This window comes from Kitasatospora sp. NPDC086009, assembly GCF_044540385.1.
GTDB lineage: Bacteria > Actinomycetota > Actinomycetes > Streptomycetales > Streptomycetaceae > Kitasatospora.
In genome coordinates this window covers 201,248-221,555 of record NZ_JBITSA010000005.1, presented here as the reverse complement: position 1 = coordinate 221,555, position 20,308 = coordinate 201,248, and the positions used below count along the sequence as shown (strand labels likewise).

Here is a 20,308-nt window from a genome sequence, read left to right as displayed (position 1 = left end):
GCGCAGCGACTGCGTGCCCCGGCTCTCCGCCGTTTCGACGGCCGGAGCCTCACCCGGTGGGCCCGGGCTGCGCCGGGCCGAACGGTGCGGCGAGTGAGCTGAGTTCGGAGAGCTCGGTGAGTTCGGCCGGGGTGAGGGTGAGGTCGGCGGCCGCGGCGGAGTCGCGGATGCTGGCGGACCGGCGGGCGCCCGGGATCGGGACGACGGCGGGGGACAGTGCGAGCAGCCAGGCCAGGCCGATCCGCTGGGGCGAGACGCCCCGCTCGGCGGCGATCCGGTGGAACGCGCCGGACGTGACGGCGACGTCGTCGGGGCCGTCGAGGACACTGCGCGACAGCCCGCCGAGCGGACTCCACGGCAGGAAGGCCAGCCCCAGGCGCTCGCAGAGCCGCAGCTCCGGCTCGGCGGAGCGGACGGCGGGGGAGAAGCGGTTCTGCACCGAGACCAGGTTGGCGCCCAGGATGTCCCGCGCGACCAGGATCTGCCCCTCGTCGACGTTGGAGATCCCCGCGGCCCGGATCTTCCCGGCATCCAGCAGCTCGCGCAGGGCGCCCACCGACTCGGCCCACGGCACCCGGGGGTCGGGCTTGTGCAGCTGGTAGAGGTCTATCGCCGCCACGCCCAGGCGCCGCAGCGAGCCCTCGCAGGCCTGCCGCAGCCGGTCCGGGCGGCCGTCGACCGTCCAGGAGCCGTCACCGGGCCGGCCGCGCCCGCCCTTGGTGGCGACCAGCACGGCGGCGCGGTCGGCGGCGGTCCGGCTCGCCAGCGCGCGGGCCACCAGCCGTTCGTTGTGGCCGAGTTCGCCGGCGTGCCAGTGGTAGGAGTCGGCGGTGTCGATCAGGGTGACCCCGGCGTCGAGCGCGCTGTGCAGGGTGGCCAGGGCGGAGGCCTCGTCCGGGCGGCCCTCGACGGAGAGCGGCATCGCGCCCAGCCCGATCGCGCCGACGGCCGCGGCGCCGATGGTGCGCTGTCGCACGTCACACCTCCCGCGGGGAGAGGGCGGCGGCCTCCGCCACGGCGCCCGGCAGCCAGTCGGCCAGCGGGGAGAACCGCAGGCCGAGCGCGACGGCGCGCCGGTCGTCCATCGGGTACCAGCGGTCGAAGGAGAACGGCGAGGCGTCCTCGCCGGCCGTCACCCGGTAGCGGGCGGTGGTCCCCAGCCGGTCGGCGATCAGCTCGCAGAGCCGGACCACGTCGAGCGCGTCCGGCGAGCACGCGTTCACCGGACCGGCGTCGCCGGAGGCCGCCGACCGCACCAGCGCGGCGGCGATCTCCTCGTGGTGGACGAAGGACGTGGGCCGCGGCCTCGCGTGCACCGCGACCGGCCGCCCGGCCGCGATCAGCTCCGTGTAGTGCGCCAGCCGGCCGGTGAAGTCCCGCGCCCCGCCGCCCAGGACGTGGGCGCTGCGCACGCTCGCCCAGGAGAACGGCGGATCCTGCGCGAGCACCGCCTCGGCCTGCCGCTTCCCCTCGGCGTACCCGGTCGCCTCGTCGGTGCGCCGGGCGAGCGCCGCCGGATCGTGCCACGGCAGCTCCGGCGGGACGGCCCGGAGCGGGTCGACGGCGGACTCGGGCACCGGAACACCCTCGGTGGTGCGCACCAGCGGCGAGGTGGCCGGGTCGTACACCTCCATCGTCGAGGTCATCACGTACCGGCCGGTGCGGCCGGCGAACACCCGGCGGGCGACGGCCGCCTGGACGGGGGTGTAGAGCACCTGGTCGATCACCGCGTCGAAGTCGCGGCCGCCGAGCGCGGCGGCCAGCCCGGTCTCGTCGGACCGGTCGGCGCGGACGTGCTCGACCCCGGGCGGCGGCGGGGTCGAGCCGCGGTTGACGAGGGTGACGCGGGTACCGGAGTCCCGCAGCAGGGTGACCAGGTGCAGGCCGAAGTACCGGCTTCCGCCGATGACGCAGACGTTTCGCATGCCCCCACTCTGCTGCCGTACCGTCATCAGCGGAACTACCGACCTGCTGAACGAGTCATCAGCAGAACTGTCGACCGAGGGAGCGCGATGATCGACGTACGGAGGCTCGGCGTGCTGCGGGCGGTCGCCGAGCACGGGAGCTTCAACCGGGCGGCCACCGCCCTGCGGCTCACGCCGTCCGCGGTGTCCCAGCAGGTCGCCGCGCTGGAGCGGGGCCTGGGCACGGCGGTCGTGGAGCGTTCCACCCGGGGTGTGCGGCTCACCGAGGCCGGACAGCTGCTGGTGGAGGCGGCCACCGCGGTCGCCGCCGAACTGCGCCACGCGCAGGAGCAGATCGGCCGGCTGGGCGCGGCCCGGCCCCGGCTCACCCTCGCCACCTTCACCAGCGGCGGGCGGCACCTCCTGCCGGCGGCGCTGACCCGGTTCACCGCCGACCACCCGGAGGTCGAACTGCGCATCCTGGAACGGGAGCCCGAGGACAGCCTGCCGATGGTGCGCGAGGGGGTGGCCGACCTCGCGCTCGCCTACCACTTCGACGGCCCCCTGCCGGTGCTCCCCGGAGACCGCTCCGGCCTCGACTGGACCCCGCTGATGGACGATCCGCTCTCGGTGGTGCTGCCCGACGGGCACCGGCTGGTCGGTCGCGAGGCCCTGGACCTCGCCGAACTCGCCGAGGAACGCTGGGTGCTGGGCTGCCTGAAGACCGAGACCTTCCTGCGCCGGTACGCGGCCGTGGCCGGCTTCGAACTGCGCGTGGCGGGTTCCACGACCGACTACTTCTTCGCCCGCACCCTGGTCGCGGCCGGGGTCGGCGTCTCGCTGGTCCCGTCCGTCGCGCTCGACCCGGTACTGCCCGGCACCCGGGTGGTGCCGGTGGTGGCGCCCCGCCCCGCCCGGCACTTCGGGATCGCCGTCGCCCGGGGCCGGCGCCCGTCGCCGTACGCCGAGTCGCTGGCCGCGCTGCTCCGGGAGGGGGCCGCAGCGGGCGGGCGCGGGGCCCGGGGCTGACCGACCGGATGGGGCTGACGGGGCTGGCCGGGGCCGACCGGGCCGACCGGGCCGTTCGGAGCTGTCCGGACGGCCCGGTCGCCCGTTCGGCGCGCGGGCGTTCGTGCGCCGGGTTTCCGGCCGCCCGAGTACGGTTCAAGTCGCCCGTCCGTCCGGCGACTTACCCGCAGGTGAAGAGTTGGATCAGGCCTTCCGGCGCCGCTCCGTGCCTGGTCACACTGTTGTCATGACCCGCACTCTACGCGCGTGGAAGACGCGCGCCGCCGCCGTCACCGTCGTCGCCCTGCTGACCCTCGCCCCCGCCGTGACCGCCACCGAGGCCCACGCCACCGTGAGCGGCTCGGTGTGCCTCTCCGCGCTGCCGGCCGAGGCCGACCACACCCTCGACCTCATCGCGAGCAACGGCCCGTTCCCGTACTCCCAGGACGGCGTCGTCTTCCAGAACCGCGAGCGCGTCCTGCCGAGCAGGTCCACCGGCTATTACCACGAGTACACCGTGGTGACCCCCGGCTCGCCCACCCGCGGCGCCCGCCGCATCGTCACCGGCCAGGCGTACCGGGAGGACTACTACACCGGCGACCACTACGCGACCTTCCGGCTGATCAAGTTCACCTGCTGACCTGCTGACCTGCTGACCTGCTGATCTGCTGACCTGCTCACCCTGCTGACCGGCCCCTGACCCCGCTCCGCCCGCCCTGCCCGGCCCCCGACGGACCCGTCGGGGGCCGGCCGGGTAGCTGCGCCCGGCCACCCGCCGCGCTCCGGCACACGCCGGCCGCCGGCCCGGTTGTCGGCGATGATCCGCCGGAACACCGCCCCGAGGGCGGGCTCGTCGAACTCCTCGCCCTCGCGGACGGCGACCGTACGCGCGGTCGTGTCGTCGTGGCCGCCGGTGGTGGTCCCGCGCGGATCGGTCCCGTAGCCGGCCGTGGCGAAGCTCCTGCTGCCGCGGACGGGCCCGTCGTCGCGGGAGCGACGCCCGGGGTGAGCCCCGCTGCGGCCCCCGGGTCAGAAGCCCGCCGGAAGGCCGAGGCGGTCGGCGAAGAAGGCGAGGAGGTCGGCGAAGAGCGCGGTGCGGCGGGAGGCGGCGCGGGCGCCGTGGCCCGCGCCGCGTTCCAGACGGAACAGGACCGGCTGCCCGCTGCCGGTCGCGGCCTGGAGGGCGGCCGTCATCTTGCGAGCGTGCAGCGGGTCCACCCGGCTGTCGCCGTCGAAGACGGCGAACAGGACGGCGGGGTAGCGGGTGTCGGCGCGGACGTGGTGGTACGGGGAGTAGGAGAGCAGCCGGGCGAGCTGCTCCGGATCGGCGGCCGTGCCGTACTCGCCCGTCCAGCTCGGCCCGAGGCCGGAGAGTTCGTAGCGCGCCATGTCGAGCAGGGGGGCCATGCAGACCACCGCCCCGAAGCTCGCGGGCCGCTGGGTCAGGGCGGCGCCCACCAGCAGGCCGCCGTTGGAGGCGCCCCAGATGCCGAGCTGTCCGGGGGTGGTCCAGCCGGTTGTCACCAGGTGGTCGGCGGCGGCGTGGAAGTCGTCGAAGGTGTTCTGCTTCCGGTCGAGCATCCCGTCGCGGTGCCACTGCTCGCCCTCCTCGCCCCCGCCGCGCACGTTGGCGACGGCGTAGACCCCGCCGGCCCGGACCCAGGCGAGGGCCTCCGGCGCGTACCCGGGCGTCAGCGACTGTCCGAAGCCGCCGTAGCCGGTGAGGATCGCCGGCCGGGGGCGGTCCGGGCCGCCGCGCCGGGCGAGCAGGAACATCCGGACGGTGGTGCCGTCCCGGGAGGTGAAGGCGAGTCGGCGGGTTTCGAGGCCGTCGGCCGGGTTGACGGCGGGCTCGGCCACGGCGGCCCCGGGGACGGGCCAGGGCGTCACCGCACCGGTGCGGGTGTCGTAGCAGAGCACGGCCGGGGGAGTGGCGAAGTCGGTGTGGACGAACCAGGCCCGGTGGGCGTCGGTGGCGGCGACCCGGACCTTGCCGACGGTGCCCAGCGGGGGGACGGGCACCGGGCCGAGCGGCCGGCCGTCGGCCAGGTCGTGCAGGGTGACCTCGCCGACGGCGTGCCGGGTGCGGACCACCAGGGCGAGCGGGCGGTCCGGATCGGGACCGTCGAGGATCGCGAAGTCCTCCAGGACGGCCTGCGGGTCCTCCGGGATCAGTTCGGTCCAGGTGTCCGGCGTGGGGGCGCCCGGGGTGGTGACCACGACCCGGCCCCGGGGCGCGTGCAGGTCGGTGGTGAGCCAGCAGCGGCCGTCCGGCGCGGTGCCGGGGCGCAGGTGCGGCTGGGACCGCGCGTCGAGGCCCTCCTGGAGCGGGCGCAGCCGGGGCCGGTCCGGCCGGTCCTCGGTCAGGTCGGCGATCCAGAGGTCCCGGCGGGGCACCGCGCCGGCGGCGGCGCCGACGACCAGCCAGCGGCCGTCCGCACTGATCCGCACGGTGTAGTGCTGGGTCTTCGCCCGGCCGGTGCCGAAGACCACCGCGTCCTGTTCGGGGTCGGCGCCGATCAGGTGCAGCTGGACCCGGCGGTGGTACTGGCCCTCGCCCGGGTGGAGCGCGGGGTGCAGCCGGCGGACGTAGTAGAAGCCGTCGGCGTCGGGCAGCCAGGCGACGGTGCTGCGGCGGACCCGGTCGATCGGGCCGTCCAGGACGCGGCCGGTGTCGACGTCCAGGACGAAGAGGGCGGCGTTCTCGGTGCCGCCGGACGCCACCTGGTAGGCGAGCCGGCGGCCCTCCCAGGACGGCTCCCACTCCTCCAGGGTGGTGCCGCCGGTCGGGTCGAGCAACGCCGGATCCACCAGGACCCGGACGGCGCCGGAGGGTTCGACGACGACCAGCTCGGGGTGTTCGGCGCCGGGGAGCGAGCGGATGAGGAACAGCCGCGCGCCGGCCGGGCGGGGGGCGGAGCGGGCACCGAGGCGTTCGGACAGCTCGGTGAGCCGGGCCTCGGCACTCGCGCGCGCCCGCCAGCCGTCGGCGGCGGCGCGGTAGCGGGCGTCCTGCTTCTCCGTCCATTCCTGGACGGCCGGGTCGTCGGCGTCCTCCAGCCAGCGGTACGGGTCGGGCGGCGGCGGGCCGTCAGTCATCCGAGCTCCTCCCGGGGTCGGTGCCGGCCGGGGCGGCGGTGGGTCCGGTGCCGGGCGCGGGGGCGCGGCCGGGGACGGGCGGGGCGGCGTGCGCGACGACGGCGGGTTCCGCCGGCTGCTCCGGGTCCGCCTCCGGGGCCGGAGCCGTCCGGGTGCCCGGGGCCGGTCCGGCCTGCGCGTCCAGGTCCGGGGTGGCCGGTGGCCCGGCCGCCGGCTGCGCGTCCCCGTCGGCCGCCGGCCCGGCGGCGAGCCGTTGGGTGGTCCGCAGCGGAATCCAGCCGCCCGCGGTGACCGCCGCCGTCAGCACCGCCATCACCGCCCAGGTGCCCGCCCCGCCGAGGCCCTGCAGCAGCGCGCCGGCCGCGACCGGGCCCAGCGCGGCCAGCCCGCTGAGCAGCAGGCCGGTGGCGGCGCTGACCCGGCCGATCAGGTGCCGGGGGGTCTGCCCGAACAGGGCGTGCCCGACCACCACGCCGGCGGCCGGCGAGAGCATCATCAGCAGCGTCAGCAGGGCGGCGACCACCCCGGGCGCGAAGGTCAGCGTGAACACCGCCAGCACCGCCGTCCAGCCCACCCCGATGCCGAGCAGGATGGTCGGCACGCTCAGCCGCTTGACGAACCACGGCGCCAGCAGGGAGCCGACGATCCCGCCGACGCCCGCGCAGGACAGCACGGGCCCGATCACCCAGCCGGAGGCCCCGTTCGCCCGCAGCTCCAGGATGACGATCACATCGATGGCGGCCGCGACCAGGTTGATGACGGCCGCGTAGACCAGGATGACGAACAGCTCGCGCCGGCGGACCAGCCAGCGGATGCCCGCCGTCAGCCCGCGGTCCTCGGCCCGTGGCTCCGCGGCCGTCGGGCGGACGGTGATCCGCCAGATCAGGGCGGCCGACACGGCGTAGGAGAGCGCGTCCACGGCGAACGGCAGCATCCGGTCGGCTGCGTAGAGGACGCCGCCCAGCGCCGGACCGGCCAGGCTGACGGCGGCTTGGAGGGCCTGGCCCATGCCCAGCGCGTCGGCGAGGTCCTCCTTGGCGACGACGTCCCGGGTGAGCACGGTGTTGGCGGGCCCGAACATCGCGGTGGCGACGCCCTCCACCGCGGCCACCAGCAGCAGTTGGGCGTAGGACGGGGAGCCCCAGAGGGCGACCAGCGGGATGGTGGCCACCGCCACCAGACGCACCAGGTCGGTCGTCAGCATGACCCGGCGCCGGTTCCACCGGTCCACCAGACCGCCCGCCGGGAGGCGGAAGCCGAGCCTGGTCACCAGGGCGACGGTGGCGACCGCCCCGGCCTGCGCCGCGTTGCCGCCCAGGCTCAGCACCAGCAGCGGGTAGGCGATCGTCGACATCGCCGAGCCCAGGTTCGACGTGAGGTCGGCGAGGAAGGACCGCCGGAAGTCGCGGTTGGTGCGCAGCACGCCAGCCAGCATGGCCGCCCCCTCCCCGGCTACAGCCGGCCGGTGGCGTGCAGGTGGTCGAGGATCCGCGCGTCGACGTTGTCCTGGAAGCGCGTCATGACCTCGGTGTCGGCCTGCTCGTACTCGTAGCCGCAGGTCACCCAGCGGTCGGCCACCGAGCCGGTCTCCAGGTAGCCGTGGTCGACGTGTCCGACCTCGAAGCCCGGCTTGCCGGCCGACTGCCAGCTGCTGAACAGCGTGCCGTCCGCGTTGATCACGGCGCCCTCGCGGCCGCCGGGCTCGGAGCAGATCTGGCAGGTGGTCCGCATGCTCGGCTTGGCGAAGCGGTAGCCGCGTTCGAGCGCCTCGACCGCCCACTCGACGAAGCGGTCCTCCACCTGCCGGGCCCGCGCGAGGTCGTTGCGGTACCCGATCCCGGAGTCGCCGACCCAGGCGTAGGTGAACGTGCACCGGCTCGGGTCGACCTTGCCGTCGAGCTGGCCGAAGAGCGCGCCGATCCGGTCCACGTTGTGGTGGGAGACGTTCACCCGGAAGTTCCAGGAGAGCCGGGTGGCCTCGGTGGCCGCCGCCACGTTGGCGACGATGGTGTCGAAGGTGCCCCCGCCGGCGTGCGTGACCCGGGTCGCGTCGTGGTCCTCCCGGCTGCCGTCGAAGGTGATCTGTACCGCGCGCAGCCCGGCGGCGCCGAGCTGGACGGCCCGCCGCCCGGTCAGCAGCACGCCGTTGGTGGTCATGGCGGCGGTGGCGAGCCCCAGGGGCGTGCAGCGCTCCAGCAACTCCACGCAGCCGCGCGGGTTGAGCAGCGGCTCGCCGCCGAACAGCAGCAGGTAGAGCCGGTCCAGGCCGGCCTGCGCCATCCGCTCGGCGGTGAAGTCCACGATCCGGTCGATGGTCCGGGTGTTCAGCCGGCGGAGGTTGATCCGGGGCGGGCGGTGGCCGCCCTTCGGGTCCTGGCCGGTGTTCTGGAAGCAGTAGCCGCAGCCGAGGTTGCAGGCCGTGCTGGTCAGTACCGTCAGCGCGAAGGACTTCGCGGTCCGCTCCCGGTACGCGCCCGCGTCGCGCAGGAACTCGTCGATGTCCGGCCGCACCCGGCCGTCGGCCGCGACGTGCTCCGGTTTGAGCAGGGTCCACGTCCGGTTGCCGATGAACCACCAGCCGCGGTCGCTCCTGATCAGGCGGGGCGCGTCCACCTCGTCCAGCCGGGTGCCGATCATTGCTCTCCCTGGGGTCGGCGGGAAACGGCCGCCGTCGGCGGGCCCTGACAGCGCGAGGCTAGGCAGCCGTGGTTTGCCGCCGGTATGCGACAGGTTGACGGGCAGCTTCCGGCCGGGCCGGACGGCCGGCGCGTCCACCGTCCGGCCCGGGTCGGGCGGCCGGGGCGCCGACGGGGGCATACCGGACGTAAACCGAACCCCAACTGGCCGCTCCTAGGCTCATGGCGACGACCAGAACGCCTGACCTCGACGTCATGGAAGAGGGCTGATCGACGTGCCCGAGCCGACCCCCGCCGACCTGCCCCCCGACCTGTCGGACGCCCTGCTCGACGACCTGTCGGACCTGCCCGACACCCTCCCGGGCGCCGCGCCGGCCGACGACGAACCGGAGGTCGTCCTGCACTCCGCGGACGGGGACGACGGCGAAGCCCCCTGGTGCATAGGCAACATGACGGCGTACTGACCGGAGGGCCCCACCGATGAGCTGCCCGTCCTGCGCCACGGAACTCCCCGCGGACGCGCGATTCTGCGCCCGGTGCGGCACCCCGGTCACCCCCCCGACCCCGGCGGCCGAGGAACGCCGGGTCGTCACCGTGCTGTTCTGCGACCTCGTCGGATCGACCGAGCTGTCCGGCAAGCTCGACGTCGAGGTGCTCCGGTCGATCCTGCTGCGCTACTACGAACTGATGGAACGTCAGATCGATTCCCGTGGTGGGATCGTGGAGAAGTTCATCGGCGACGCCGTGATGGCCGTCTTCGGCCTCACCGCGACGCAGGAGGACGACGCGCGCCGGGCGCTGGAGACGGCGGCGGACATGCTGACCGCCCTCGACGGCCTCAACACCCAGCTGGAGCGCGACCACCGGGTCCGGCTCGGGGTCAGGATCGGCGTGCACACCGGTGAGGTGGTCACCACGGCCGATCCGGCCAGGCGGCAGGCGCTGGTCTCCGGCGAGGTGGTCAACGTCGCCGCCCGGCTGGAGCAGGCCGCCGGCCCCGGCGAGATCCTGCTCAGCGCGCAGACCTGGCGGGCCTGCGGTTCCGGGCTGACCGTCGCCGAGGTCGGCCCGGTCGAGCTGAAGGGCGTGGCCGGGCCGATCGAGGCCGGCCGCCTGCTGGGCCTCTCCGAGCCCGAGCGCGCGCCCCGCTCCGACGTGCCCTTCGTCGGCCGCGAACGCTACCTCAGCGAACTCGACCTGGCCTGGCGACGGGTGGCCGAGGAGAGCGACGTCCACGTCCTCACCCTGCTCGGGGAGGCGGGCATCGGGAAGACCCGCCTGGTCGACGAATGGCTGCGCCGCTCGGCCCCCGCCGCGGAGGCGGTCGGCACCGGCCGCTGCCGGGCGGCCGGCACCGGCGGCTCGCTGCACGCGCTCGCCGAGTGCGTCGCCCCGCTGGCCGAGGAGGCCGGGCGGCACGCGCTCGACGGCTCGGCCACCGCCGCCGCGCTGGCCCTGCTGCGCACCGGGCTGCTGCTGGACGGCACCCCGGCCCCCTCCGAGGACGACACCTGCGCGGCGGTCGCCCACGTGCTCACGGTGCGCACCGGCGACCACCCGATGCTGCTCGTCGTCGACGACCTGCACTGGGCGGACCAGCCCTTCCTCGCCCTGCTCGACCGGCTGGTGGAGGACCTGCGCCGGCTGCCCATCCTGGTGCTCTGCCTGGCCCGCCCCGAGCTGATGGACTCCTGTCCCGGCTGGGGAACGGGCCGGGCGAACTCGACCACGGTGACCGTCACCGGCCTCTCCCCGGCGGACTCCGCCGTCCTCGCCGCCCACCTGGTCGATCTCGCCCTGCACAGCCCGGCGGCCACCGAGCAGATCGTGGCCCAGGCCGACGGCAACCCGCTCTACCTGGAACAGCTCGCCGCGACGGTCGAGGAGGCGGGCGGCACCGAGGGCCTGCCGCCCAACCTGCACGCGCTGCTCGCCGCCCGGATCGACCGGCTGGACGAGGCGGACCGGACCGTGCTGCGCCAGGCCTCGGTGGTGGGGCGCGAGTTCGACGCCGAGGACCTCGGCGCCCTGGCCGGCGAGCCCGGGCTGCCGGCCGTGAGCACGGCGGTGCTGCGCACCCTGACCCGGCGCGGCCTGGTGAAGCCGATGCGCCGGCCGTTCGGTGCCGGCGCCGCCTACTGCTTCGTCAACGGCGTGACCCAGCGGGTCGCCTACGAGGGGCTCACCAAGGTCCGGCGCGGCGAACTCCATGAGCGCTACGCCGAGTACCTGCTGCGCGCCGGGCGCCCGGACGCGCTGGTCGGCACCCATCTGGAGCAGGCCTACCGGTACCGCAGTGCGGTCGGCCGCCGCACCGAGCGCAATCCGCTGCTGCGCCGGCGGGCGCTGCGCCACCTGGCCCGGGCCGGCGTCGGCGCGCTCGGCCGGGTCGACCTGCCGTGGGCGCTCACCCTCCTCCAGCGGGCCGCCGACCTCGCCGACCCGGGCGACCAGGGCCGGCCCGAGGTGCTGCAACGGCTGGGCGAGGTGCTGCTGGCACTCGGCCGCTCCGACGAGGCGCGCGAGGTGCTGGTCCGCGCCGTGGCGGAGGCCGGCGAGCACGGCGCGGCGGGAACGGCCGCCCACGCCCGGCTGCACCTCGCCGCGTGCGAACACGACGACGCCGCGCTGGAACGGGCGGCCGTCGACGGCCTGACGGTCTTCCGGGCCTGCGGCGACGAACTCGGCATGGCCCGCAGCCGCCTGGTGCTCGCCGGGTCCTGCCAGCGGCGCGGGCAGCACGGCGAGGCGGTGGCGGCGCTCGGCCACGCCCTCACCCACTCGCTCGCCGCGGCGGCCGACCGGGAGCTCGCCAACACCCTGGGCGCGACCGGGCTCTCGCTCTGGCACGGCCCGGAGCCGGCGCCGTCCGCCGCCGCCCGGTGCGAGGACCTGCTGGCCACCCACGGCGCCGACCGGCTGGCCGTGCAGGTCACGCTCGGGTTCCCGCTCACCGTGCTGCACGCCCTCCAGGGCCGGTCCGACCGGGCCGCCGAGTGCCTGGCCGACGTCCGGCGCGCGATGGCGGCGCTCGCCTACGGCGAGGGCGCGGTGTTCGGGCCGCTGCTCGACGGCACGCTCGCCGCGCTGGCGGACCGGCCGGAGCAGGCGCAGGCGGCCCTGCGCGAGGCGCTGGACGCGGCCCGGGCCCTCAACGCGGGCGGCCTGGTCCGCACCACCGCGCTCGAACTGGCCCGCGCCCAGCTCGCGGCGGGCCAGTGGCGCCGGGCCGCCGAGCTGGTGGAGGACCTGACGGTCGCCGACGCGCACCCGGTGGTGCAGGCCAACCGGTACGGCGTCCAGGCCAGGATCCGGGCGCTCGGCGGCGAGCATCCGCAGGCCCTCGCGCTGGCCCGGCGGGCCGTGCTGCTCGCCCACCGCACCGACTCGCCCGCCGACCAGGCGACCGCCTGCCTCGACCTCGCGTACACCCGTGCCCTGGTCGGCCGGCCGAAGCAGGCCCGGGCGGCGCTGCTGGCCGCGCGGCGCCGCTTCGAGGCGAAGGGGCACCTGGTCGGCGCGGCCCGGACCGGGCTGCTGGCGGAGGAGCTCGGCCTGGCCCGGGAACCCGGCCGGGAGCAGGACCGCGGGCCGGGCGGGGCGGACGGGCCGGACGGGCCGGCGGGAGAGGGGAGTAGCCGATGACCGCCACCGGGACCGGTTCCGCCCCGGGTACCGCCGACCGGACCGCCGCCACCGGCCGGACCGGTACCGTCACCGGCCGGGCCGGTACCGTCACCGAACGGACCGGTAGCGCCGACCGGACCAACACCGCCACCCGGGCCACCGCGCTGACCTGGAACCTGCTCGACCGCCGCCCCGCCGACATCCCCGTCGCCACCTCCGAGACCGTGCCCGTCACGCCCGACTGGGCGTACGGCGGCGCGGACGGCAGCGGCGTCCGGGTCTGCGTCGTCGACAGCGGCGTCGAAGCGGGCCATCCGCTGGTCGGCGAGGTGGTCGCCTCGCACGCCGTGGTCGGGCGCGACGGCGGCCTGACGGTGGAACGGGTGGAGCCGATGGACACCTGCGGCCACGGCACGGCCTGCGCCAGCATCGTCCGGCGGGTGGCCCCCGGCTGCGAACTGCACAGCGTCCGGATCCTCGGCGAGAACGGCGGCGGGACGGGGGCCGCCCTGCTCGCCGGGCTGAGCTGGGCCATCGAGCAGCGCTTCGACGTGATCAACCTGAGCCTGTCGACCTCGCGCCCGCAGTTCAGCCAGGTGCTGCGGGAGATGGCCGACGACGCCTACTTCAACCGCTCGGTGATCGTCGCCTCGGCGCACAACTCCCGGATCGAGAGCTTTCCCTGGCGGTTCTCCTCGGTGATCTCGGTCGGCAGCCACGCCGAGGACGACTCGGACCTCGTGCTCTACAACCCGGACCCGCCGGTGGAGTTCTTCGCCCGGGGGCAGGCGGTGCAGGTCGCCGGGCCGAACGGCAGCACCACCCGCAACACCGGCAACAGCTTCGCGGCGCCGCACGTCACCGGACTGAGCGCGCTCATCCTCGGCAAGCACCCTCGTCTGACGAGCTTCGAGCTGAAGACGATCCTCTACCTGACGGCAGCCAACGTGCGGGGAGTGTGAGATCCATGGACCAGTCGGCGGACTCCACGGCGATGATCGCGGCGATCTCGGGCGCCCTGGCCGATCCCGGCCCGGACGACCGCGAACTGCTGTCCTCCATCGTGCGGGTGGCACGTTCGATCTTCGGCGCCGCCGCCAGCTCGATCTTCCTGTTCGACCGGGAGGAGGACCAGCTGGTCTTCGAGGCCGTCTCCGGGGAGGGCGAGGACTTCCTGGTCGGCACCAGGTTCCCGGCGCACCGGGGGATCGCCGGCTGGGTCGCCGACACCGGGGAGCCGGTGACGGTCGACGACCTGCGCGGCAGCGCGATCTTCGCCCAGGACCTCGCGGAGCGGACCCGCTACGTGCCGGACGCGATCATGGCGGCCCCGGTCGTCCACCGGGACGAGATCCTCGGCGTCATCCAGGTGCTCGACCCGCACCCGCAGTCCCGCTCCAGCCTGGCCGACCTGGACCTGCTGGTGGCCTTCGCCGGCCAGGCCGGGCTCGCCCTGCACGGCCTGGTCCGCAGCCGGGCGGCCCGCAGCGCGCTGGCCCTCGGCGGTGCGGAGTTCGAGCGGCTGGCCGGCATCGTCCAGGTCCTCGGCGCGCTGGCGCCCGAGCAGCGGGCCAGCGGGCTGCGGCTGGTCGAGTCCCTGCACGAGGTGCTCGCCGCGATGGCGCGCTGACCGGGCGGCGGGGTCGCGGGGCGGCGGGGCGGCGCGCTGACCGGGGGGCGAGGCCGTCCCGGTCATCGGCACCGGCCCGCCACCCGGTCTCGTCCAGGTGTCAGCAGCCGCCCGGCAGCGGACCCGGGCCGCGGTGCAGGGCGGCGGCGTACCGGTGGGCCAGCCTCGGCATGCGGTAGCGGACGGCGTGCGCCCGCACCTCGTCGTCCTCGGCCACCGTGACCAGATGGGCCTCGATGAGCTCCTCCACGATCCGCTCGGCCGGCTCCGCGAGGCCGCCCAGCGCCGCCAGCAGCACTGCCTGGTCGAAGGCCGGCCCCGGCAGGGCGCCGAGCGCGCCGAGCGCCGCCCGCTGCTGCGGATCCAGCCCCCGGTGGAACCGGCGGTAGCCGTCCTGGACGGAGCAGCCCCCGACCGAGAGCTCGTGGGGTCCGGCGGGCAGCCGGCCCAGCTGCTCCGCGTACTCGGACAGCGAGAGGTGCCGCAGCGTGGTGAGCTTGGCGGCCAGCGCGCGGACGACCAGCGGGGAGAGCCCGTACACCTCTTGAAGGCGGCGCAGCGTCCGGTCCGCGTCCACGAGCCGTCGCTCGCCGAGCACGCGCGCCAGGAGCTCGCGGGCCTCGCCGGGGGTGAACTCGTCGAGTTCGATGCGGTGGACGCACTCCAGGCCGCTGAGCCGGCGGGCCGAGGTGACCAGCGTGCGGGTCGGCCCGCGGCCCGGCAGCAGGCGGCGGACCTGGGACTCGCCGGTCGCGCCGTCGAGGACGAGGAGGACCTGCCGGTCGGCGATCCAGGACCGCCACAGGGCCAGCGCCGCGGTCTCCTCCCGGGGCGGGGTGAGGTCGAGGCCGGTGCTCCGCAGCAGCTCGGTCAGCACCTCGTGCCAGTCGCGCGGGGTTCCGTCGGGGTGTCCCAGCGGGACGAAGACCTGGCCGTCCGCGAAGCGGTCGGCGATCCGGTGGCCGACGTGGACGGCCAGCGCCGTGGTGCCGACCCCCGGCGGGCCCGACACCGCCGTGACGTCGGTACATCGGGCCCCGCCGGTGAGGGCCGCCACCGCCGCCTCGACCTCGTCCCGGCGGCCGACGAAGTCCGCCAGGTCGCGGGGGAGTTGGGAGGGCCTGGCGTGCTCGCGCGGCCGGTCGCGGCCCGGCCGGGCCGATCCCCCGCCGGCCAGGATCGCCCGGTAGGCCTGCTGCAGCACGGGGCTGGGGTCGAGGCCGAGCTCCCGGGCGATGTACTGCCGGTGCTGCTCGAAGCAGGCGAGCGCCTGCCGCCGCCCGCCGACCTGGTCGAGCGCCGTCATGTGCAGCACGATCAGCCGCTCGCGGAACGGATGCCGGGCGGTCAACTCGGCCAGCCGGTCCAGCAGTCCGAGCGCCCGGCCGGCCTCCACCTCCAGCTCGGCCCAGTCCTCGTACACCGCGAGGAAGCGGTCGGCGAGCCGCTCCGACTCGCGGGCCGCGAACGGGCTGCCGAGCAGGTCGACCAGGGGCCGGTCCTGCCAGAGCCGTACCGCCTCGCCGAACAGCGCCGATGCGCCGGCCGGGTGGCCCGCCCGCTGCGCCTGCCGCCCGGCCGCCGCGAGTTCGTCGAACCGCAGCAGGTCCGACTCCTCGGAGGTCACCGTCAGGGTGTAGCCGTACGGCACGTGGCCGATCCGGTCCCGCAGGACCTTGCGCAGGGCGGAGACGTACACCTGGAGGTTCTTGCGCGCCGTCCGGGGCTGGTCGCCGTCCCAGAGCGCGTCGATGAGCTGGTCGACCGACAGCACGGTGTTCGCCCGGCACAGCAGCGCGGCCAGGAGTAATCGCTGTTTGTACGGGCCGAGTTCGAGCAGGTCGTCGCCGGACCGGACCTGTAGCGGCCCGAGCATCGTGAAACGCAGCGTTCTTTCCGCACCGGTGTTCCCGGTCATATGGCCCCTCCCCCAGAGCGCGCCACGCGATGGGCACAGGTCGGGCCGGCCCGATCGGGGCCGGTCGCCCTCGTCTGTACTCCGACGGGTAGCTTCGCCGAGAAGAGGATGTCTGGCAAGGACGCGGTGAGCGATTGGTGAACAGCGGTGCCCGGGGGTCGAGAGGGACAGGACAAGCTGCCAGGAAGCCACGCACATACCGGAGTTCAACCGCCCGCTCCTAGCGTCGCACTGTGACGTCGGCCGACGTCCGAGCGCGAGCGAGAGGAGTTCCGATGTCCGACGAGGTGCAGGCACACAGCGTGGGCGGCGACGACGAGGACCTGGCGGGCTGCGGGATCCAGTTCAACGCCAGTGCCGTGGACGACGAGGTCCAGGCCCACAGCGTGGGCGAGGACGACGAGGACCTGGCGGGCTGCGGGATCCAGTTCAACGCCAGCGCCGCGGACGGCCCCGCCGGCGTCTAGCCCGACGCTTCGTCATCGGCCGACTCGCCGCCGGGCCGGACCACCCCGGCGGGACGAGGCCGGGCCGGTCTGTGCGGGTGCAACCGCGCAGGCCGGCCGTCGCCTTCCCGCCCGGCACCCGACCACCCTGTGAGGCCTCCGTGGACAGTCTGCTCCGGCTCGTGGACGACCTGCCGACGCTCGAAACCGCTTGGGAGCGCGAGCCGTTCGTCAGCACCGGGCTGGGCGACCTCGGTGACGTGTTCTCCCTGGAGACCGCCGAGCGGCTGATCCACAGCAGCCTGCCGATGAGCGCGGTACGGCTCTTCCGTGACGGCAAGCTGGTGCCACCGGAGCTCGTCCTGCGCAACCGGGGGAGCAACCCGCGGAGCCGCGAGAAGCTCGCCGACGGCACCAAGGTCGCCGAGCAGGTGGCCGGCGGCGCGACCCTGACCCTGGAGGAGCTCCAGAACCACAGCCCGGAGGTGGCGCGCTTCGCCGCCGAGGTGGCCCGCGAGACCGGCTACGAGGCCGACTGCACCGCCTTCCTGACGCCGCCTCGGGCCCGGGGCGCGGCGCCGCACTTCGACCTGGTGGGCATCTTCCTTCGGCAGCTCCACGGCTCCAAGCGCTGGCGGGTGAGCGCCCCCGTGCGGCGGCTGCCGAGCCGGGCCCGCCCGGTGGCCCCGTCCGAGGTCGGCGAACCGGTGCTCGACGTCGTCCTCAAGGAGGGCGAGTGCCTCTACCTGCCGCGCGGCTTCGTGCACGTCGGCGACACCACGGACGAGCCGTCGCTGCACCTGTCGATCGGCCTGCGCGGCGTCACCTGGGAGCGGGTCCTGCGCAGCCTGCTGGCCGGGGCGGGGGAGCGGTTCGAGCCGCTGCGCGAGGTGCTGCCGCCGGCCTTCTCGGACCTCGACCGGGAGGCCCTGTACCGCGAGCGCGTCGAGCTGCTGGCGAAGCACCTGGCGGACGCCGACTGGTCCCGGATCTCGCTGGACGGCCTGCGAGCCGAGCAGCCCCCGGCCGCGCCCGCCCCGGGCAGTCTGGCGGCCTCGCTACGCCGGCCGGCCGCCGCGGAGCCGGCGCCCGAGGCCGCCGAGCCCCCGCCGGCCGCCTGACCGGCGCCCGCATCGCCCGCCGACCGCCTGGCCGGCGCCCGGATTGCCCGCCGACCTCGGTCCGCCGCCACGGAGCCGGCGCCCGAGGCCGCCGAGCCCCCGCCGGCCGCCTGACCGGCACCCGCACTGCACGCCGGCCGGTCAGCCGAACGGGGTGCGGTGCAGCGAGATCAGCAGGCGCCAGCTGTGCGCGGCGAGTTCGTCGGCGGTGGCGGGCACCAGGGCGTGCAGCCAGTCCGCGAGCAGCGCCGTGAAGGTCGCCGCGACGGCGGTGGCGACCAGCCCGGCGTACGGCGCGCCGGCCAGCTCCCGCTCGGTGCGGCTGCGCTCCCGGAGTTCGCGGTGGAGCAGCTCGCCCAGCGGTCCGGCGCCGCCGGGCAGCAGCAGCGAGCGGTAGACCGCCGCGTGCCGCTCGACCTCCGTGAGGAACGCGCCGAGGGCGGGCGGCGGTGCGGCCGGGTCCGGGATGCCGCGCCAGGCGTGCAGGGCGTCCACGGCGTCCCGGACGACCTCCGCGCAGGCGTCCACCGCGAGCGCCCGCAGGTCCTCGTAGTGGAGGTAGAAGGTCGCCCGGCCGACGCCCGCGCGCCGGACCACGGCGGCCACGCCGACCTCGGCCAGCGGGCGCTCGGCGCACTCGGCGAGCAGGGCCTCGCGCAGCCGGGCGCGGGTGCGGTCGGCCCGTGCGTCGGTCATCCGGCGACCAGCACCGCGGCCAGCGCGAGGGCGCCGGGCAGGGCCTGGGCGAACAGGATCCGGCGGTTGGCGGTCGCCGCCCCGTACAGGCCCGCGACCACCACGCAGGACAGGAAGAAGACCTGGACGCGGAAGCCGGTCGGGTCCGCCGCGATCAGGCCCCAGACCAGGCCGGCGGCCAGGAAGCCGTTGTAGAGGCCCTGGTTGGCGGCCAGCGGCGCGGTGGCCCGGGCCATCTCCGGGTCGAAGCCGGAGAGCTTCCGCCCGGGAGCCCGCTCCCAGAGGAACATCTCCAGCACCAGGATGTATCCGTGCAGTGCGGCCACCAGGCCCACCAGTGTGCTCGCGACGATGCCCATGACGGGGCCCCTTTCTGGACTGTTGTCCAGCAATCATAGACACATGTCCAGGAATTCGCCGCAGGCCTTCCTTTCACAAAGTGAAGTCACAAGGCCCACAAGGAAGTTCCACCGCTTCGTCTCTTGACCGCCGTCCGGCGGGGCGAGACAGTGTGTCGACGCTTGAGAGCGCTCTCACGCGGTTCCGCCGCCTTGCCACCGCCGAGGGAAAGGCATCCCCATGACGGCCACCCCACCCCTGCCCGGCCCCGCCCGCGGAGCCGCGCCCCGCCATCGAGCGCCCCGCCACCGCGGCGCCGTCGCGGCCCTCACCGTGCTCGCCCTGCTGCTCGCCGGTCTGTGGACGGCGGCCGGCGCGCGGGCGGCCACCGACTACACCCAGTCGGCGGCCACGGTCGCCCCCGGCTCGGTCCTCTTCGCCTTCACCCCGGCCACGCCCGCCGCCCTGGTCGACGTCCACTACCGGCCCACCGCCGACGGCCAGCAGAACGTCCGGATGGCGGCGGGCGCGAGCCGGTGGGAGACGACCGCCACCGGCCTGGCGGCCGGGACCGTCCTGGAGTACTGGTTCACCTACGAGAAGGCCGGACCGCTCTACGACACCCCGCACTTCACGGTGACCGTCGGCGCGGGCGGCTCGACCGGCGGCGGGGCGACGGGCAGCTTCCCGCTCACCTTCGTGAACAACACCCGGGGAGCCTTCAGCGACGCCCAGGTCTACGTGACCGTGCTCGGCATGGTCACCCCCGGCCAGTGGTCCTACCTGCGGCCCGACGGCACGACGGCGCACATCGACCACCGCGCCGCGCAGGCCCCGGGGCACCTGACCAAGAACGGCGTCGACTACCCGAACATGTCCTTCACGCTCGACCGGGCCGCCACCGTCCCCTCCCCGGCCGCCATCCGCGGCGGCCGCGTCTACATCTCGCTCGGCTCGCCGCTGTACATCCCCGTCTCGCCCGACGACCAGGGCTGGGGCGGGCCGGACCCGCGCAACCCCGCCGACCCGAACAACGACGTCTACTACGACTGGTACGAGTACACCTACGTCCCCGGCGAGGTCCCGTTCGGCGGCAACACCACCCAGGTGGACGGGTTCGGCTTCCCGATGACCGCCCGGCTGCGGCAGACCGCCAGCGGCTACGACTCCACCGAGGGCATCACCCGCACCCGCGCCGAGGTGATGGCCGGCTACGCGGCGGCCGTCGGGCCCGCCTTCCGCGCGCTGCAGGGCACCTACCGCATCACCGCCCCGCGGTCGTCCGCCCTGTTCCAGGCGGGCGGCGCACAGCAGGGCTACCTCCAGCCGGCCATCGACCGGTTCTGGTCGGCCTTCAGCGCACGGCAGTTCACCCTCACCCGGCTCGGCGAGACGTTCACCGGGCGGGTCACCGGCGACACCCTGACCTTCACCAAGAACGGGGCCGGACCGTTCCACCTGGCCAAGCCCGCCTCGCCGGACGTGATGGCCTGCGCGGGCCCGCTCGCCGCGGGCGACGACACCGAGAAGCAGCTCGGCGCGGAGCTGTGCGCGGCCCTCCAGCGCGGCGTGGCGCTCACTCCGGCCGACTGGTACCGGCCCGCGGCCTACTACCGCGGCGCCGACGCCGCGAACGACTACGCGGGGTACCTGCACGGCATCAGCCTCGGCGGCCGCTCCTACGCCTTCCCCTACGACGACATCAACGACCAGTCGTCCGTCCAGATCCTCGGCAACGCGGCTCCGCCCACCGGGCTGACCCTCGGTATCGGCTGGTAGTCCGGGCCGGCGGGCGGGGGCGCGCGGCCCCCCCCCCGCGCGCCCCCCCCCCCCGCACCCCCCCCCCCCGCCCCCCCCCCGGGGGCCCCCCCCTGAGCGGGACCG

17 protein-coding genes are annotated in these 20,308 nt (G+C 75.5%); 9 read left to right on the top strand and 8 right to left on the bottom strand.

Translation table 11 applies throughout. The features are described 5' to 3' along the window. Positions 1 to 49: 49 nt before the first annotated feature. Both ACIF6L_RS15460 and ACIF6L_RS15455 read right to left on the bottom strand, forming a co-directional pair. A complete protein-coding gene (locus ACIF6L_RS15460; RefSeq protein ID WP_396487365.1) occupies positions 50 to 976 on the bottom strand; it encodes an aldo/keto reductase in 927 nt (308 codons plus the stop codon). Position 977: 1 nt separating this feature from the next. After that, positions 978 to 1,925 (bottom strand): NAD-dependent epimerase/dehydratase family protein, encoded by a 948-nt coding sequence (locus ACIF6L_RS15455; protein WP_396487363.1) that lies wholly within the window; start codon positions 1,923 to 1,925, stop codon positions 978 to 980. Positions 1,926 to 2,012: 87 nt separating this feature from the next. On the opposite strand from ACIF6L_RS15455, the gene ACIF6L_RS15450 reads away from it, so the two are divergent. Together ACIF6L_RS15450 and ACIF6L_RS15445 are read left to right on the top strand one after the other, a co-directional pair. Further along, positions 2,013 to 2,933: a LysR family transcriptional regulator gene (locus tag ACIF6L_RS15450; RefSeq protein ID WP_396487361.1), complete on the top strand. Its 921-nt coding sequence runs from the start codon at positions 2,013 to 2,015 to the stop codon at positions 2,931 to 2,933. A gap of 226 nt (positions 2,934 to 3,159) precedes the next feature. Then, positions 3,160 to 3,552, top strand: a complete 393-nt coding sequence (locus ACIF6L_RS15445) for a ribonuclease (protein ID WP_329491448.1) — start codon at positions 3,160 to 3,162, stop codon at positions 3,550 to 3,552. A gap of 389 nt (positions 3,553 to 3,941) precedes the next feature. Here the strand turns inward: ACIF6L_RS15445 and ACIF6L_RS15440 are convergent, their stop codons facing one another. From ACIF6L_RS15440 to ACIF6L_RS15430, 3 genes are read right to left on the bottom strand one after another with little or no spacing between them, the layout of a single operon-like run. Further along, positions 3,942 to 6,011 (bottom strand): prolyl oligopeptidase family protein, encoded by a 2,070-nt coding sequence (locus ACIF6L_RS15440; protein WP_396487359.1) that lies wholly within the window; start codon positions 6,009 to 6,011, stop codon positions 3,942 to 3,944. Further along, positions 6,004 to 7,446, bottom strand: coding sequence for an MFS transporter (locus ACIF6L_RS15435; RefSeq protein WP_396487357.1), 1,443 nt, complete (start codon positions 7,444 to 7,446; stop codon positions 6,004 to 6,006). Before ACIF6L_RS15435 ends, ACIF6L_RS15440 begins: the two co-directional genes overlap by 8 nt. Positions 7,447 to 7,463: 17 nt before the next feature. Next, the gene (locus ACIF6L_RS15430) at positions 7,464 to 8,648 is read right to left on the bottom strand and encodes a radical SAM protein (RefSeq protein WP_352290694.1); all 1,185 of its coding nucleotides are present in this window, start codon (positions 8,646 to 8,648) and stop codon (positions 7,464 to 7,466) included. Between the two features lie 274 nt (positions 8,649 to 8,922). Here ACIF6L_RS15430 and ACIF6L_RS15425 point away from each other — a divergent pair, with 274 nt between their 5' ends. Genes ACIF6L_RS15425 through ACIF6L_RS15410 form a run of 4 tightly spaced genes read left to right on the top strand, consistent with a single transcriptional unit; the run spans position 8,923 to position 13,904 of the window. Next, positions 8,923 to 9,111: a hypothetical protein gene (locus ACIF6L_RS15425; protein ID WP_359839513.1), complete on the top strand. Its 189-nt coding sequence runs from the start codon at positions 8,923 to 8,925 to the stop codon at positions 9,109 to 9,111. A gap of 16 nt (positions 9,112 to 9,127) precedes the next feature. Continuing rightward, positions 9,128 to 12,292 (top strand): adenylate/guanylate cyclase domain-containing protein, encoded by a 3,165-nt coding sequence (locus ACIF6L_RS15420; RefSeq protein ID WP_396487354.1) that lies wholly within the window; start codon positions 9,128 to 9,130, stop codon positions 12,290 to 12,292. Further along, on the top strand, positions 12,289 to 13,236 hold the full coding sequence (locus ACIF6L_RS15415) for a S8 family peptidase (RefSeq protein WP_396487352.1): 948 nt from the start codon (positions 12,289 to 12,291) through the stop codon (positions 13,234 to 13,236). Before ACIF6L_RS15420 ends, ACIF6L_RS15415 begins: the two co-directional genes overlap by 4 nt. A 5-nt stretch (positions 13,237 to 13,241) precedes the next feature. Next, a complete protein-coding gene (locus ACIF6L_RS15410) occupies positions 13,242 to 13,904 on the top strand; it encodes a GAF domain-containing protein (RefSeq protein WP_380390319.1) in 663 nt (220 codons plus the stop codon). A gap of 100 nt (positions 13,905 to 14,004) precedes the next feature. Here ACIF6L_RS15410 and ACIF6L_RS15405 read toward each other — a convergent pair whose 3' ends face one another. Then, entirely contained in the window at positions 14,005 to 15,822 is a 1,818-nt protein-coding gene (locus ACIF6L_RS15405; RefSeq protein WP_396487350.1) for a BTAD domain-containing putative transcriptional regulator, read from the bottom strand. A gap of 275 nt (positions 15,823 to 16,097) precedes the next feature. On the opposite strand from ACIF6L_RS15405, the gene ACIF6L_RS15400 reads away from it, so the two are divergent. Beyond that, on the top strand, positions 16,098 to 16,289 hold the full coding sequence (locus ACIF6L_RS15400) for a hypothetical protein (RefSeq protein ID WP_329491456.1): 192 nt from the start codon (positions 16,098 to 16,100) through the stop codon (positions 16,287 to 16,289). Between the two features lie 140 nt (positions 16,290 to 16,429). After that, positions 16,430 to 17,389, top strand: coding sequence for a JmjC domain-containing protein (locus tag ACIF6L_RS15395; protein WP_396487348.1), 960 nt, complete (start codon positions 16,430 to 16,432; stop codon positions 17,387 to 17,389). Between the two features lie 141 nt (positions 17,390 to 17,530). Here the strand turns inward: ACIF6L_RS15395 and ACIF6L_RS15390 are convergent, their stop codons facing one another. Further along, entirely contained in the window at positions 17,531 to 18,085 is a 555-nt protein-coding gene (locus ACIF6L_RS15390) for a TetR/AcrR family transcriptional regulator (protein WP_396487346.1), read from the bottom strand. Beyond that, on the bottom strand, positions 18,082 to 18,444 hold the full coding sequence (locus ACIF6L_RS15385; RefSeq protein ID WP_359839525.1) for a DUF1304 domain-containing protein: 363 nt from the start codon (positions 18,442 to 18,444) through the stop codon (positions 18,082 to 18,084). Before ACIF6L_RS15385 ends, ACIF6L_RS15390 begins: the two co-directional genes overlap by 4 nt. A 220-nt stretch (positions 18,445 to 18,664) precedes the next feature. On the opposite strand from ACIF6L_RS15385, the gene ACIF6L_RS15380 reads away from it, so the two are divergent. Next, the gene (locus ACIF6L_RS15380; RefSeq protein ID WP_396487344.1) at positions 18,665 to 20,203 is read left to right on the top strand and encodes a glycoside hydrolase family 64 protein; all 1,539 of its coding nucleotides are present in this window, start codon (positions 18,665 to 18,667) and stop codon (positions 20,201 to 20,203) included. Positions 20,204 to 20,308: the final 105 nt, after the last annotated feature.

Excerpts from the sequence above, each read along its gene's own strand:
- ACIF6L_RS15430 (WP_352290694.1), bottom strand. The coding sequence starts at position 8,648 with ATGATCGGCACCCGGCTGGACGAGGTGGACGCGCCCCGCCTGATCAGG.
- ACIF6L_RS15405 (WP_396487350.1), bottom strand. The coding sequence starts at position 15,822 with ATGACCGGGAACACCGGTGCGGAAAGAACGCTGCGTTTCACGATGCTC.
- ACIF6L_RS15455 (WP_396487363.1), bottom strand. The coding sequence starts at position 1,925 with ATGCGAAACGTCTGCGTCATCGGCGGAAGCCGGTACTTCGGCCTGCAC.
- ACIF6L_RS15390 (WP_396487346.1), bottom strand. The coding sequence starts at position 18,085 with ATGACCGACGCACGGGCCGACCGCACCCGCGCCCGGCTGCGCGAGGCC.
- ACIF6L_RS15445 (WP_329491448.1), top strand. The coding sequence starts at position 3,160 with ATGACCCGCACTCTACGCGCGTGGAAGACGCGCGCCGCCGCCGTCACC.
- ACIF6L_RS15380 (WP_396487344.1), top strand. The coding sequence starts at position 18,665 with ATGACGGCCACCCCACCCCTGCCCGGCCCCGCCCGCGGAGCCGCGCCC.
- ACIF6L_RS15415 (WP_396487352.1), top strand. The coding sequence starts at position 12,289 with ATGACCGCCACCGGGACCGGTTCCGCCCCGGGTACCGCCGACCGGACC.
- ACIF6L_RS15400 (WP_329491456.1), top strand. The coding sequence starts at position 16,098 with ATGTCCGACGAGGTGCAGGCACACAGCGTGGGCGGCGACGACGAGGAC.
- ACIF6L_RS15420 (WP_396487354.1), top strand. The coding sequence starts at position 9,128 with ATGAGCTGCCCGTCCTGCGCCACGGAACTCCCCGCGGACGCGCGATTC.
- ACIF6L_RS15440 (WP_396487359.1), bottom strand. The coding sequence starts at position 6,011 with ATGACTGACGGCCCGCCGCCGCCCGACCCGTACCGCTGGCTGGAGGAC.
- ACIF6L_RS15435 (WP_396487357.1), bottom strand. The coding sequence starts at position 7,446 with ATGCTGGCTGGCGTGCTGCGCACCAACCGCGACTTCCGGCGGTCCTTC.
- ACIF6L_RS15450 (WP_396487361.1), top strand. The coding sequence starts at position 2,013 with ATGATCGACGTACGGAGGCTCGGCGTGCTGCGGGCGGTCGCCGAGCAC.
- ACIF6L_RS15410 (WP_380390319.1), top strand. The coding sequence starts at position 13,242 with ATGGACCAGTCGGCGGACTCCACGGCGATGATCGCGGCGATCTCGGGC.
- ACIF6L_RS15385 (WP_359839525.1), bottom strand. The coding sequence starts at position 18,444 with ATGGGCATCGTCGCGAGCACACTGGTGGGCCTGGTGGCCGCACTGCAC.